The organism is Bradyrhizobium sp. 179, assembly GCF_023073535.1.
GTDB lineage: Bacteria > Pseudomonadota > Alphaproteobacteria > Rhizobiales > Xanthobacteraceae > Bradyrhizobium.
The window spans coordinates 1-14,480 of the sequence record NZ_JADPJR010000138.1 but is presented as its reverse complement, the minus strand read 5'-3'; the positions used below and the strand labels follow the sequence as shown (position 1 = coordinate 14,480).

Genomic DNA, 14,480 nt, shown 5'->3' with positions numbered 1-14,480 from the left:
TCATGGCAAATGCAAGGAAATACGCCTATGGCCGCCTCTTCCCAGTCGCACCGGCTTTCACAACCGGAGTTCTTGCCCTTGAGGGGCAGCGCCGCGTGCTCGAATGCATGATCGACGAGCGCGCCGATGGATCTGCATTCTGGCTCATTGTTCCGAGCAGTTTCTGTTTTCGGAGCAGGAGTGCGATATATCGGTTGATTTGTCCCTGGCTCATGTGGGTACTCGCAAGGCGGTCATGATCACATGCAAACATTTCAGCACGCAATTTGCAATCGAGCGCGTCCGCTATGCGGCCGCGCGTGGCGCAAGCCTTCTAATGCTGATGCCGCCCTATCACGGCGTGAGCCTCAACGCAGACGCGCCCTCGATGCTCGATCATTTCGGCCGTATCGCAGATACAGCCAAGATTTCGATCCTGGTCCTGAATGCGCTGCTCAGTGGCGTGACATTAACAATGTCCTTTCTGGTGCGCCTTGCCCGGGAGATGCCGCGCTTTAGTTATTTCAAGTCGAGGTGCCGTTTGCCGCGGCGAAGCCGCTGACGTTGACTGACGCCGCAGGAGAGGCAATCCTAAGCCCCTTCGACGTAGAGGAAGACATTTCAATGATGCCGGTTCTCGATGCTGATGCGAGCGGGACGATACCGGGCGCGCTGCTTCTTGATCTATTGCGTCCAGTGATCGATCATCACACGACGGGACGCAGGCGGGAAGCCGCCCTGCCTATGGAAGAGTGCTGTCGTTAGTCGGTTTTGAGAACCGCCAGTGTGGCCTGCGCGCCGCCACGGGCGACGACGTGACATAGCTGAAGGAAATTCACCCCGCACTAGCTGGAGGTCAATCCAATGTCCTCCATTGGTGACGCTAAGCCGCCCACATGTCCGCTCCCGAAAGGACTACGTTCAATCAGCTGCCAGGGATCAAGAGAGATGCCGTACAGACAAATTCACCTCCACCAACAGCGCCGTGAGGAAAAGAGCTGTAGCGGCTTATTGGAATTAGGGGAGGCGACGCAAGCCGACCGGGCGCGCACAAGGCCGGAACCGGTGGTTGGCTGTCCCCGATAAGGTTTGAGCCTTTCAACTCGTCAGTGCGCGCATTGTCAGCTGAAGACGTGCATTCGTAGAGGTGCTAGGGAGAAGGTTTAGAGATGACCGGGACGCTCAATGGCACTACCTCGCATGCCTGGAGGAGGCGGTCGCGCTCGAGAGTCCGCAATGCAGCCACGGAAATCGACAAAATCGATGCTCGTCTTCTTGATCTCGTTCAACGCAACAATCGCCTGAGCAGTGAAGAACTCGGCGCGAAAGTTGCCCTATCTGCATCCGGAGTTCAGCGCCGACTAAAGCGCCTACGAAAAGAGGGCGTGATAGAATCAGACGTCTCAATCATTTCGCCAAGGGCGATCGGCCGAAACGTGACTATGCTGGTCCTCATTTTCTTTGAGCGCGATCGCGCCGACATCATTGATCGCTTTAAGCGGGGGATCCGCACTATGACGGAGGTGATGAGCGGATTTTACGTCACGGGCCAAGCTGATTTCATCCTGTTGGTGACTGCAAATAATATGGAAGAGTACGAGCATTTCACCCGACGCTTGATAAATGAAAATCCAGATATAAAGCGCCTCGAGACTGTAGTTGTTCTGGACCGAGTCAAAGCCGGTTTCATTTTACCAATGGGGTCGTTGGCATGCTGGTGACCAATCTCGCCGTGACCCTTAACGGCCTCATCTTGGATCAAGCATAATCGCTTTCCGCGCTGTGAGAGCGGTAACGACCGTCTCGCACTCTCGGCCTGGATCGATGCGGTCCGATTAAAATGAGGCGGCGTTCCAGCACTTCCATCTGGCTCGGCGCATGCTCCTCAACAGCAATGTCCGAGGCTAACACTATGAGGCCGCGCTTGTTGTGCGGTTTCGGACTGCCGAACAAGTCAGGTCAGGTTCAAGACGCCTTGCCCGATCGACAGGTCGCTGATTTTCTGGCATAATCAGAAGCTTTATTCAGCAAGGCGCTGGTACGGGATTGCTGCAAGCACTAGTCAAGGACGAGCGTCAACGCAGGCTCGCAAGAGCGATCTCTCCTTTTGAACCCGGACTGGTTCGAATGGCGCGCTACTTATCGGTTGATAGGAAGATTGATACAATCGCGCTCCGAAAGACGGCATGGACAGTTCGATCACGTCCCAGAATACGCCGGCAGCAACACGGGCAAAGCTCTAACTGACGCGGGCGTCGGCGGCGTCGAGGGGCCAAAAATTGAGGTGGGATAGACGATCGGAATATCGGCTGAGTGAGGACGGGTACCCCAACTGGCGACGTCGCTCCGGCTCAGCACCTCTATTAACTTCCTGGAAGAGTGCGGCACCTGTGAAGACATGGACGACATCTCGTGCGAACCGTCGACATACGTCGACTACAACGGCATTTGCGATCTGATTCGCAAGTTCAAAGCGCAGGAGATGTAAATCGCGATATTTGGTGAGAGGATGGCAATGTATGCCGGCAGCAGCATTTCAAGAGACATTCCGAACCATGCCAGCTCTGGTGTCGTGCAGCTCGGCGGTCTGCTCTGCAGACCGAGAAGGAGGCGCATGGGCCGAGAAGCGCTTGTGAGTGCCGCTCTGTTGAGCTCTCTTTCCTTCTCGTCCACGGAGCGTTCTCTCCCGTTTCTGAGGTTCAAATGACGCGTTCTAATGCTTCTCCTTTCAAACTGCGCGAGCATCCAAACAGTCGGCGAATCCTTGACTTACCAATACCGGAATTGGGCCCTCTATCTCCCTCCTGTGCAAACCACACGGAGACCAAGCCGACTTGGAGGCAAGCGAAAGTTGGGTTGTCGCAGATCAGAGCCCGACATTTGCGCCGTACCGGCATTCATAATAAGGATCCGCGCCATCAGCGACCTCGGGGCAACTTTATTCGACCGAAAGGCGCCGAAAATGATCAACTCGCAGCTGCCGTGTTCGCATAGACGCGGTGACGCGTGGGGTTTTCGCGGCCCTCAGCGGCCACGCCTGCGGGGCAAAGGAAATGCCAAACCCGATCGAAATCTTCAGTCGCCGTCGTTGTGCTGGCTTGATCGTGTAAGCCCCTTCAGCGCGAAATGCTGGATCTTCCCCAACGCCGTTCGTGGCAATTCTTCCGTGAAAAAAATTTCGCGCGGCACCTTAAAGCGGGCGAGCTGCGAGCCTGCATGCGCCATTAGTGCTTCCGCGTCAAGCCGAACCCCCGGCCGCCTGATCACATAAGCGATCGGCACCTCATCCCAGCGCGGATCCGGTCGACCGACAACGGCGCAGTCTGCGATATCGGGATGCTCCATAAGCGCGCGCTCTACTTCCGCCGGGTAGATATTTTCTCCACCGGAAATTATGAGGTTCCTTTTGCGATCATGAACCCAAAAGTATCCATCGGCATCGCGGCAGCCGATGTCACCGGTGAGATACCAGCCATTGTGCAAAGGCTCGCGCGTTGTTTGTTGAGCGCCCCAATACCCGCTGAAGACATTGGGGCCTCGTACGGCGATCTCGCCCGGGCTGCCTGCCTGCAACTTGTTGCCGGTATCATCGAGAATAGCCGCTTCGCAGCATAGGCCGGGCAAGCCGCTCGAGCCCTTACGCGTAAGATCGCCGCCGAGCCTCGTATAAACAGCAATAGGGCAGGTCTCGGTCGAACCGTAAACCTGCAGCACTGGCACCCCACGTGCGACAAAGCGTTCGATAAGGTGCTGCGGGACCATCGTTGAACCGGTGCAAATTGCCTTCAGTGAGGAGAGGTCCGTCGTCCGCCACTGAGGATGGTCGGTTAGGAATTGCATCGTGGTAGGCACCAACGCAGCCAGCGTAGGTCTGTCGCGTTCGATCGCAGCAAGCGTCGCCTCGGGCGTAAATCGCGTGTGAATGGTGACGGTCGCGCCGTGATGCAGCGCCGGCGTGGTCTGGATATTCAGGCCGCCAACGTGAAACAGCGGCAAGACTGTCAGGACATGATCGGTCGAGCCGAGGTTATGCATGTGCTGACTCATATTCCATTCCACAGCAACGCTTCTTGACGCAGCACAGCGCCTTTCGGCCGCCCTGTGGTACCCGAAGTATAGACAATCAGAAGGGGGCAAGACAGGTCCGTGTGCTGATTGCGATCGTCGCCTCGGCCCTGGTCTACCAGGCAGTCCCACTTACTTCCGCCGAGAGGCGAAAAGTCCAAACCGGCAACAAAGGTGTCGGGCAATTGCTCCGCCAGAGCTGGTAGCAGCGCATCAAAGGCCTGTTCTAGAACTAGCACTTTGGGACCGGCGTCGGAGAGGATGAACAACTGTTCCGCGACCGTAAGCCGCCAATTTAATGGAACGAGCATTGCGCCGAGTCGCGCGCAGGCATAGAGCAGGGCCAGGTAGTCGGGCCGGTTGAGGCCAAGGATCGCGACGCGGTCGCCTCTCTCGATGCCGAGCTGATGTTTTAGAGCACGAGCGATTTGCTCGATCCTTTGAGTGAAGGCGGAGTAGCTTAGCGTGCCCCCGTCGAAGTGGATCGCGGGTTTGTCGGGAGTAAACGACGCGTTACGCTCAATCAGTGTGCAAAGATCCACCTTTGTCCCCTTTTCGCTCAGGTTCGCTACGTACTTGCAAAACTGCTTAAACCCCTGACTTCCTGAGTCGTTCGGAAGCTCTCGATCGCGATCAGATCGCATCGGATGGCCTTCAGGCCCGCGAGCAGTCAAGCGATCTCAGTCGGAAGCATACGGTCTTGACGACGTCATCAGCCCGGGATCGATCCAAATCTCTTTAAGCGTAAAGACGGAGGCGCTTCGTCACGGGCTCCGTTTTGTCCGACAGCGCTGCCGTGCATCTGCGCGTAGTGATAAGCGCACCATGACGTTACCTTCTTGAGGTTTCCGACTTACAGGCTCACCGCACATATAGGAGATCTGGAATCTTCATCTTTCAAGCCGACTATGGCTCGGCGTTGACCTTCCGTGTGGTCGACCAACAGAACGTTCTTGGCACCGTCGGGTTTTTTCATCGTGCTGCCCCGAAATGCGAAGCAATCTTTCGCGATTGTCGCGCCGGTCATGCCGACCGACATTAGCCGCCTAAGCCGATTGGAACCATCGGAGGTCGGATCGACCATCCTGCATTTCCGAGATGACGGCGCCGTGCGAGCTCCAATCGAGCTGAGCGAACACAACCGAAAACTTCTTGGTTCAACTGATCTCCACGGGTGTCCCGACCCGGGGAGGAACTCGGTTTCCAATCTGCAATAGGGGGAGCCGCACAGCGCGGTAGGGGTGACGTTGACGTCCTCTGAATTGACCAACTCTCCAGCGATGTGGATCAGTGAAGGCATATGGTGCCGGCCGTATATTGTTAAGCCCATCAGGACCATGCGCGAGCCGCACTGTCGCGATGATCGAGTTAAGACGGTGCGGTGCGATTCTGACATGCTCGAACATTCGCAATCCTTATCTCGACCAGCCCGAGACTGATGTACCTTGAGATCGTACAATTTAACCTTACGTGCGATTCAAGCCCCTTGGTGTTGTCGCTGGATCAAACTTTTCCGAGGCTCACCGGCCAACGCCGATAGGAAAAGTGGAAGAGCTCGCGGTGCCAAGCTTAAATTACTCGCCGCAACCGAGAAGTACACAGTACCACCTCTTCTGCACTCGACTCTCATGCCATAGCGTGCCTTTGTCCCGCCAACGCAATTCACGAGATGCACCCCAGCTGCGGCGCCTGCCCTGAAAAAACGAGCCGCGTGAATGCGCGAGCGCGCCGCCGTACGGCGGCAAATGGCCTGGCAGCTATCGCGTCACGCAGCAATCATCGCAGCGTCTGATAGAGCCGATGCTATAGCCGCCCACGCGGTTCAACTAACGAAAGTAGAGCTGCTCATAGTGGGTATGCGCGCCCTTGCCGTCACGGCGAGGCCGTCGAGTCTTGCGGTACGCGACGCGGTAAAATCGCCGTCGGAAACGCCGCCGGTGAAGACGTCGACCAAATCGAAGCCGAGCCCGGCGGCAAGGGTTTGGCATGATCGAAGAGCGCAGCTCCGGCGCTTCACTTCTCATAGGGGGCGCTCCTGCTCCCGTCGCTTCGAAAGCGGGGCTGCTGCGTCTGTGACGCAACCGCGGTAAGCACCTCGACGTGTGGCAGAGGCAACTCGCGATTTGCGCTTGCAATCTCTTCGCGCTCGTTGGCTTCGATGTTGGTGTTAAAAACGTCGTACATCGGCCGTGTCAAGCATTGGAGATCGCGATCAGGTGTTTCAATCGCGCGGCTGCCGCACCGCTATTAAGGGATTCGTGCCCAAGGGCGACGCCGTCCTTCAAGCTGCTTGCGCGGCCGGCCACGATCATTGCCGCGGCGGCGTTGAGAAGAGCAACATCGCGGTACGGACTTGGCATGCCGTCGAGCACGCTTTGCAGCGCGATTGCATTGGAATCGGCGTTGCCGCCCCTCAGCGCCTCGTTATGGCAGCGGGCGAGGCCCGCTTCTTCGGGGGTGACTTCGAAGGTGCGGATCGCACCTCTCTCTAGCGCGGCAACAAACGTCGGCCCGGTGAGGGTGATCTCATCGAGTCCATCTGAGCCATGCACCACCCACACGGACTCAGCACCAAGGTTCTTTAACACCTGCGCCAAAGGCTGCACCCATTGCCGCGAAAACACTCCGACGATCTGCCGCTTGACTCCGGCCGGATTTGCGAGCGGGCCGACTAGATTGAAGATCGTGCGGCTCCCAATTGCCGCTCGGATTCGGGCAACGTGGTGCATAGCCGGATGACGGATGGGCGCAAGCATGAAGCCGATGCCAGCTTCGTGCACACAACGAGCGACGCCTACAGGCGGGAGGTCGACCTTCACGCCGAGGCGGGCCAAGACGTCAGCAGCACCTGATAGTGAGGACACGGCGCGGTTGCCATGCTTGGCCACAGGAACGCCGGCCCCGGCGACGATGAATGAGGCGCATGTCGACACGTTGACTGAGCCCGAAGCGTCACCGCCCGTACCAACGATGTCGACGGGATCGGGGGGCGCACTGACCCGGAGCATTTTGCTCCTCATGGCCGAGGCTGCGCCGGTGACTTCTTCTACGGTTTCGCCACGTACCCGCATCCCCATTAATAATCCTCCGATCTGGGAGGATGTCGCCTGGCCCGACATGATGATTTCAAAGGCTGTTGCGGTCTCCTCGCGGGTCAGCGTGGCACCTGTAGCAACTTTGCTAATGATCGATTTGAGGGCGTTCATTGCTCTACACGTGCTTAGTCGTTCCAATTGGCCTCATTCGAAACGGGCGTTAGTGGGGTCATGCAGCTCGGCAACCGGTCCGGCTCGGACCGCGTATGCGTTGTCGAGGCATGCGTGGTGTCAGCTTGAACGTCAGTCGGCTCTGCAATCCTACAACCTGACGCTACGTAAGAATCAAGCTATCCATGGCGTTCACTTGCAAAGGAGCAAGTGTTCTTTGCTCGAGATCAGATCAGACGATTGGACGGCAAGACGGTGGATGGTTCCATAGTCGAGCATGGCGGGACAACTTCTTCTGCACCCAGCCCGTCGTGGAATAGTTGACTGAGATCGGTATGATGGCTTGCATGTCTCCTCCCAAGGACTGTTATCGTCGATGATGAATGGACCCAACAATTCATCAGTAGGGCGCACCTTGGATCTAATGTGACTGACGCGTCCGTTGGTGGATCAGAGTCAGCAGGGCAGCCCGCGCTTGCATCAATCGCGAACTGCAGATCTCGATGGCTTCGACCCGCAGGAGCCTCGCAATGCACTACGCAATGCTAGAAGTGTAACGAGCAGATCATCTCGAGTGTTACGCAATTTGCGTAGTCCCCACGCGAGGTTCGATGCGCGGCCAATCAGGGCTATGCGACCCCAGCTCGGTCTACTTCGGCGCAACCCGTTATCCTGATCGACAACGTGGTCACCGAATTCAACGCACCACTTAGAAACGGGCTGGTCTAATTTGACCAAGGTCGCGAATTCGAGTTCTGCCCGGAATGTGGACGACACCAATCTGGCTCATGCCGGGGACAGGACGATGCGTCGATTTGGACCCCAGCTAGGGAGTAGAATCTAGAGACGGACGTTCGACTCCTGCCGGCTACATTCGGAATACGCCATAATGGGGCGCTTCGATGGGAGCATTCAGCGAAGCGCTCAGGGCGATCGCGAGTGCACTTCGGGTATCGACTGGATCAAGAATTCCGTCGTCCCAGATTTCGGAGGTTGCATAGTAGGCGCTGGATCGTTCCCGATACTCGTCGAGAAGGGGACCTCGAATGGCTGCCAGCTCCTGCTCTGCGAGCCGCCCACCGTCACGGGCCAGTTGTCGGGTCTTAACGTGGGTCAGCACACCTGCCGCTTGCTCGGCGCCCATCGCAGAGATCTGAGACTGCGGCCAGGTGAAGACGAACCGAGGATCGAAAGCACGTCCCGCCATAGCGTAGGTACCTGCTCCGTGCGAGCTGTTGCAAACGACCGTAAATTTCGGGACCGACGCTCCCGAGACGGCCATGATCAGCTTGGCACCATCCTTGGTTATGCCACGGCGCTCGTATTCGCGGCCGACCATGAAACCCGTCGTATTCTGCAGGAAGAGCAGGGGCGTCCGGTTCTTGTCGCATAGTTGGATGAAGTGAGCGCCCTTCAGCGCACTTTCGCTGAGCAGCACGCCATTATTTGCAAGAATCCCTATTTGATATCCATGAAGCCGCGCGAAACCGCACAGCAGGGACGTGCCGAAACGCGGCTGGTATTCGTGAAATCGGCTACCATCGATCATGCGGGCGATGATCTCCCGCATGTCGAACTGCACTCGAGGGTCCTTTGGAATAATGCCGTATAGTTCCGATGCGTCGTAAGCAGGGGGCTCCGGGGCGGCTTGATCAATCGGAGTCTTCGCGGGACGATGGAATCGGGCAACGATATCACGTGCGATCGCAATGGCGTGCATCTCGGAGCTTGCGGAATAATCGCTCGTGCCCGACACGCTCGTATGCATGTGGGCGCCCCCAAGCTCCTGTGCCGATACGTCTTCACCGGTAGCAGCTTTCACGACTGGAGGGCCACCGAGAAATATAGCTCCCGTATCCTCGACCATAATGTTGAATTCGCTAAGCGCCGGGACGTAGGCCGCTCCCGCTGTGCAATGACCCATTGCGATCGCGACCTGCGGTACTCCCATCTTGGAGAGAATGGATTGGTTACGGAGGATCCGACCCGCGAAGTAGCGATCAGCGAAGAACTCTGCCTGAAAAGGTAGGAATCCTCCGGCGCCGTCGCACAAATGAAGCACTGACAGACGATTCTCGATTGCGACGTCCAAGGCTCGCACTATCTTCTTGACAGACAACGGATACCATGCGCCGCCCTTTACGCTTGCGTCGTCTGCATGAACCATCACCTCGCGACCCGCGACGATCCCGATGCCGACGACCTGTGCCGCGCCGGGCACTTCGCCGTTATAGGCCTTGTTAGCGGCCAGCGTTGAAAGCTCGAGGAACGGAGTTTTTGGATCGAGCAAGGCGTCGATCCGATCTCGTACAAACAGCTTATTTTGACGTCGAAGGCGCTCGAGCTCCCGGTCGGGCCGCTGGAAGCGGACAGCACGTTGCCGCTCCTTCAACTCGTCAGCAAGCCGCCTGTTGTGGAGCTCGTTTTGACGAAAGTCTTGCGAATTGACATTCGCTCCAGAAGCGATTCGTAGCATTTCAGCGCCCTTCTTTCGATAGCGTAATCAGCACAGCATCCCGCTCGAAGCTCTCCCCTTCTTTGAAATGGATTCGATCGACTACGCCATCCTGTGAAGAGCGAATAATAGTTTCCAGCTTCATGCTCTCAATCATCATCAGCGCCGCGCCTGCGGATACCGGTTGACCAGGCGAAACCGCGATCGTAACGACTACTCCCGGCATCGGGGCGCGGGTCATGAGCGAAGTTGCCTCTTGGTTCACGCAAGCGAGCGTTCGCAACGGGTCGCTGTAGCGCAAATCGCGCATCATGCCACGGATGTGGACGTGAATCAGGTCGCCTTCGATGACGAAGCGGACTCGTTCGGTCTCGCCGGCAATGGTCAGGACACCTGAATTCTCGCCGTATTGGGCAAACGCGACCGGGGAAATGACTTGGTCGCGCAAGTGAAGATGATAGGAGCCGGATTGGCAGGGTGAAAGCCATAACCGATAATCGACGCCATCAACCTCGACGGAGTGATACACGTCAATTTCTCCAATGGCCGAGCGAAGCGTGAAGCGCGGGCACGGCATCGGCCGATTCGCGGACTTGTCGGGTCAGGAGAGCAGCTGATGCCAAGAATGCCGGTAGGCCGGTAGCAGAGTTACCAGCGGCAATGTGCGGGTTTTCCTCCAGATATCCCGTATGAAACTGTCCGCGGACAAACGACTCGTCGGAAAGGATGCGGGCGAGGAAGCTAGCGTTTGTCTCGCAGCCGAGAAGAATGACCCCCTGAATCGCGTGATTGGCCGTGGCGGTGGCCAATGTGCGCGTCGGCGAATGCGCGATGATCTTTGCGAGCATGGGATCAAACGCAGTGGTGATTGGCTGACCCTGCGTGATGCCGCTGTCAATCCGTACCCCGCTCGGATACTCGAGAAGAAGTACTTTGCCGGATGTCGGAACATAGCCTCGTTCGGGGGCTTCAGCGTACAGCCTTACTTCGATAGCGTGGCCGTTCGAAACGATATCTGACTGAGCAAAACCAAGTTCTCGGCCCGCGGTGGCATAGACCTGTTCGGCGACAAGATCGATGCCGGTGATCATCTCAGTCACGGGATGTTCGACCTGTAGGCGCGTATTCATCTCGAGAAAGTAGAATTCTCCTGCATCGAAAATGAATTCAACGGTTCCTGCGTTCTGATAATTCGCGGCGCGTGCGATACCGACCGCGGTCTCGCAGACGCGTTTCCGTAGTTCTGGCGACAGCGCTGGCGAGGGCGCTTCCTCGATGATCTTCTGGAAGCGGCGTTGCACCGAGCACTCCCGCTCAAACAGGTGTACAATGTTCCCAAAAGAGTCGCCGAGTACCTGCACTTCGATATGCCGCGGGTTCTCAATGTATCTTTCGACATAAAGCCGGTGATCCCCAAAATACCGTTGCCCCTCAGAGCGAGCCTGCTCAATCGCGCCTTCCAGAGCATCGACGTCGCGTACAATCCGCATGCCCTTGCCGCCCGCGCCCCCTGACGGTTTTACCAGCAAAGGGGTTCCAATTGCACGCGCCCTGGAGACGAACGTCGCTGGATCGTCCTCCTCAATTGCAGATGGGGCCACTGGAAAGCCGTTCGACTGGACGAAGTTGCGGGCCCGAATCTTATCGCCCATCAGTTCAATAGTTTCGGGTGCGGGGCCGATGAACGCAATGCCGGCCTTTATCACGGCCGTGGCGAATTGAGCCTGTTCGGAAAGAAATCCATAACCTGGATGAACAGCGCCGGCGCCCGCCTTGTGAGCGGCGGCGATAATTTGTGCGATGTCCAGATAGGCCGCGATCGGCGTGTGACCGCTGATAAGAATCGCTGTGTCGGCCATGGAGACTGCCGGGCTTCGCGCATCGACCTCGTGGTAGACAACTGCAGAACGAAGGCCCAGCTTTCGCAACGTCTTGATGATGCGGGCGGCGATCTCGCCTCTGTTGGCGATAAGGACTGTATCGAAAGGCATTGTGTGCATTCATATCCAACCAAACAACTCAAACGAGACTTCCGTCACTTGCGAGCGGTTGGTCCGCTTTCGATGGCTCCGCTCGCTTATCTGTTGACAGTGAGTCGGCCTTCCACCGCTTAATTATTACCTTGCGGCTCGGTTTGGGGAGCGCCGCGCGGGGACGATCGAAGGTGCAGGATGGTTCGTAGTACCTCAATTCGAGTCTCCTTTTTCTTTGGCGGTATCGCCAATAGAAATCACGTCGCGACATTGATGAATCAAGCTCGCCTGCCTGGCTCAGAGACTGTGCCTTGCGCAGGAACACCAATACCGCAACGTACCGACCTAAAGAGGATATCGTGACGCGCACACAACGAACGCATTGGTTTTGCGTCCCAAAGCCAAGTGCTGTGCAGTAGTTGTGCAACGGCATCTCTGTGCTCGAGTCGGCGGGTGCGCGAGATCAGCCGCCGAACGACGCGAAGAAAGACGCTTGCATGGAGGACGTGTTTCGCCTGGGTAGCACCCACATCCCGGATCGCACCGCCATCACCTGTCTACAGGAAAAACAGGCCGGAACCGTTCAAGTCGTTGATGGCTCGGAAGTGTTGCTTTGTATGCCAGAACCGAAGGCTGCGATGTGTTGACGATTTACAATCAGCATCCCGATGTCGGCGTAACGCGTGTTGTCTTGCCGGACTCGACCTCGCAAGTTTGCCTGGTTCCGGACGAGCTGATCGAGCAGTTTCACGTCGACAAGGCACTAACGTCTTCCCGACGGCAAAAAAGGCCCGGCCTCATTTTGAGAAGCCAGGCGAAGTCAGTCTGGGAGGAGCGACGCTGCTACGCATCGTCCCGACCGTCGGCAAGGGAGAGTTGCCGCCGGCTCATTTACGGCGAGCGTTCGCCGCAAATTCGAAATACGACAAGATCGTTATGCCATCGTCCCACACCCTAGGAGTAGCTTACGTTCGTTTGTCAGAGGTCGCGATCTCATTTCATGATCGTACAATGTGACGTTACGTGCGATTCAAGGCCTTTCAACGAAATGATCGCACAAATTTGTCCAAGCTCCTGGCTTCCCGGAAGTAGCCAGGTCCGTACGTAACGCACTATCCATTCTGTCTAGGGGTGGGGGCTTGCCCCGTGTGTCAAACGCCATCCGGAACTGCCCACTTTGCGTCATGAAGAACTGCCCCCACCATCCGGATTGTGATCTCGGTTGAAGGTTGTTTCCGCCGGTGACGGGCCGGAGGGAGGCGGAGCCGACCGGAGGGCCGTCACCGGCGGTCGGCGTCTTGACGAGGCCGCTTTTGCGCTTGCGCGGAGCCGGTAGCTGTCGCCGCGAATCGTCAGCACATGGCTGTGGTGCAGGAGCCGGTCTACCCGCATCATTTCCTGTTTGGGCAACGGCTTGAGGTGCTGAAGGAGCGGTCGGGGCGCGGTCCCGCCCACGTCGTTGTCGCGCTGCCGGACGGACGGCCGCGGGCGGTTCGGATCGCGTCGACGGATCTTGGCGAGACGCTGATCACGTCCCGCCTGAACGCCGCCGATCTGCCGCGCATCAGTGCACGTACGCTGATCCTATTGATGCAACATTTGAGCGCGAGTCTCAGCCTTCTCGACGAGAAGGTGATTCGCGATGACCCACCGACCGCTTCCAGGTCGCGTTGCGTATCGACCACTGCCGACGTCGGCAAATCCACCCGGCCGACATTCCGCGCCTGTGGCCGAATCTATCGACCGCGACGCAAACCCAGATCGCTCAAATCCTCGCCACGCTGCTGCGGCGAATGCAAGCGGTTCCCGGCACGCCCGGAAGGGGATTGAGCCGTGCTGATCAGCTCGACCGTCGCTGACGAGCGGCTCACGACCGCACACCGAGCCAAGTTGGCCTATGTCTACGTGCGGCAGTCATCCGTGAACCAGGTGCGCCAGCATCAGGAGAGCACGCAGCTGCAGTACCGCCTTGTCGATCGCGCCATCGGTCTGGGCTGGCCGCCCGAGCGCGTCCAGGTGATTGACGAGGATCTGGGCAAATCCGGTGCTGGCGGCGTGGACCGTCATGGTTTCCAGAAGCTCATTGCCGAGATCGGCCTTGGCAACGCCGGTCTCGTGGTGAGTCTCGACGCTTCTCGCTTGGCCCGCAATAACCGGGACTGGCATCAGCTGCTCGAACTGTGCTCGGTATTTGGCGTGCTGATTGCGGATGGCGAGCGGCTTTACGATCCGCGCGCCTATCACGACCGCCTGCTGTTGGGCTTGTCCGGCATCATGAGCGAGGCGGAGCTGCATCAGCTTCGGATGCGCCTTCACCAAGGGGAGCGCCAGAAGGCAACGCGGGGGCGAACTGCGGCTGCCGCTGCCGGCCGGGCTCGCCTACGATCGAGCGGGCACAATTGTTCTCAATCCGGATGAGGAGGTGCGGGCCCGTCTTCATCTCGTGTTTGCCAAATTCCGGGAACTGCAAAGTGCGCGCCGTGTGATGCGTTACTTGGGGAGGAATGGATTGTCCTTGCCGGTTCGGCCGCTGCTTGGACCATCTCCACACGAGATCGTCTGGCGTGCGCCAGATAGCACACGCGTCCTTAATATCCTTCAGAATCCGGCCTATGCTGGGGCGTATGTTTATGGCCGCCGGCAAAAGGATCCGAGCCGATGCCGGCCGGGATCGCTGACGGGAACGATCGAGGTAGCGATCGCGGATTGGGCGGTTTGCCTCCACGCCGCTCACCCAGGCTATATCAGCTGGGAGGAGTTCATGGCCAACCAGGGGCGACTGGCAGATAACATCTTCCGCTA

At 57.9% G+C, this 14,480-nt stretch carries 12 protein-coding genes and 2 pseudogenes; 6 read left to right on the top strand and 8 right to left on the bottom strand.

The features are described from left to right. Positions 1-103 precede the first annotated feature (103 nt). Together IVB12_RS32420 and IVB12_RS32415 are read left to right on the top strand one after the other, a co-directional pair. Positions 104-541 (top strand): hypothetical protein, encoded by a 438-nt coding sequence (locus tag IVB12_RS32420; protein WP_247305679.1) that lies wholly within the window; start codon positions 104-106, stop codon positions 539-541. 607 nt (positions 542-1,148) lie between these two features. Beyond that, positions 1,149-1,700, top strand: coding sequence for an Lrp/AsnC family transcriptional regulator (locus tag IVB12_RS32415; protein ID WP_247305672.1), 552 nt, complete (start codon positions 1,149-1,151; stop codon positions 1,698-1,700). A gap of 1,354 nt (positions 1,701-3,054) precedes the next feature. Here IVB12_RS32415 and IVB12_RS32410 read toward each other — a convergent pair. The 7 genes and pseudogenes from IVB12_RS32410 to IVB12_RS32380 form a co-directional block, all read right to left on the bottom strand. Continuing rightward, a pseudogene (locus IVB12_RS32410) lies at positions 3,055-4,586 on the bottom strand (AMP-binding protein). A 311-nt stretch (positions 4,587-4,897) separates the two neighbouring features. Next, a complete protein-coding gene (locus IVB12_RS32405) occupies positions 4,898-5,128 on the bottom strand; it encodes a hypothetical protein (RefSeq protein ID WP_247305670.1) in 231 nt (76 codons plus the stop codon). 719 nt (positions 5,129-5,847) lie between these two features. Then, a pseudogene (locus IVB12_RS32400) lies at positions 5,848-6,072 on the bottom strand (M20 family peptidase); the annotation flags it as partial. 164 nt (positions 6,073-6,236) lie between these two features. Next, on the bottom strand, positions 6,237-7,250 hold the full coding sequence (gene trpD / locus IVB12_RS32395) for an anthranilate phosphoribosyltransferase (RefSeq protein ID WP_247305668.1): 1,014 nt from the start codon (positions 7,248-7,250) through the stop codon (positions 6,237-6,239). Positions 7,251-8,118: 868 nt separating this feature from the next. Further along, the gene (locus tag IVB12_RS32390) at positions 8,119-9,726 is read right to left on the bottom strand and encodes a carboxyl transferase domain-containing protein (protein WP_247305666.1); all 1,608 of its coding nucleotides are present in this window, start codon (positions 9,724-9,726) and stop codon (positions 8,119-8,121) included. 1 nt (position 9,727) lies between these two features. Next, on the bottom strand, positions 9,728-10,234 hold the full coding sequence (locus IVB12_RS38525; RefSeq protein ID WP_247305664.1) for a biotin/lipoyl-containing protein: 507 nt from the start codon (positions 10,232-10,234) through the stop codon (positions 9,728-9,730). Between the two features lies 1 nt (position 10,235). After that, the gene (locus IVB12_RS32380; RefSeq protein ID WP_247305662.1) at positions 10,236-11,696 is read right to left on the bottom strand and encodes a biotin carboxylase N-terminal domain-containing protein; all 1,461 of its coding nucleotides are present in this window, start codon (positions 11,694-11,696) and stop codon (positions 10,236-10,238) included. Positions 11,697-12,175: 479 nt separating this feature from the next. On the opposite strand from IVB12_RS32380, the gene IVB12_RS32375 reads away from it, so the two are divergent. Beyond that, positions 12,176-12,325, top strand: a complete 150-nt coding sequence (locus IVB12_RS32375) for a hypothetical protein (protein ID WP_247305660.1) — start codon at positions 12,176-12,178, stop codon at positions 12,323-12,325. Between the two features lie 535 nt (positions 12,326-12,860). Here the strand turns inward: IVB12_RS32375 and IVB12_RS32370 are convergent. After that, the gene (locus tag IVB12_RS32370; RefSeq protein WP_247305738.1) at positions 12,861-13,070 is read right to left on the bottom strand and encodes an ATP-binding protein; all 210 of its coding nucleotides are present in this window, start codon (positions 13,068-13,070) and stop codon (positions 12,861-12,863) included. Here IVB12_RS32370 and IVB12_RS32365 point away from each other — a divergent pair. From IVB12_RS32365 to IVB12_RS32355, 3 genes are all read left to right on the top strand, one after another. Then, positions 13,038-13,508: a hypothetical protein gene (locus IVB12_RS32365; protein WP_247305658.1), complete on the top strand. Its 471-nt coding sequence runs from the start codon at positions 13,038-13,040 to the stop codon at positions 13,506-13,508. The genes IVB12_RS32370 and IVB12_RS32365 overlap by 33 nt on opposite strands. 3 nt (positions 13,509-13,511) lie before the next feature. Then, a complete protein-coding gene (locus IVB12_RS32360; RefSeq protein ID WP_247305656.1) occupies positions 13,512-14,096 on the top strand; it encodes a recombinase family protein in 585 nt (194 codons plus the stop codon). Positions 14,097-14,163: 67 nt separating this feature from the next. Continuing rightward, a partial coding sequence (locus IVB12_RS32355) for a recombinase family protein (protein ID WP_247305734.1) occupies positions 14,164-14,480 on the top strand: 317 nt, incomplete at its 3' end.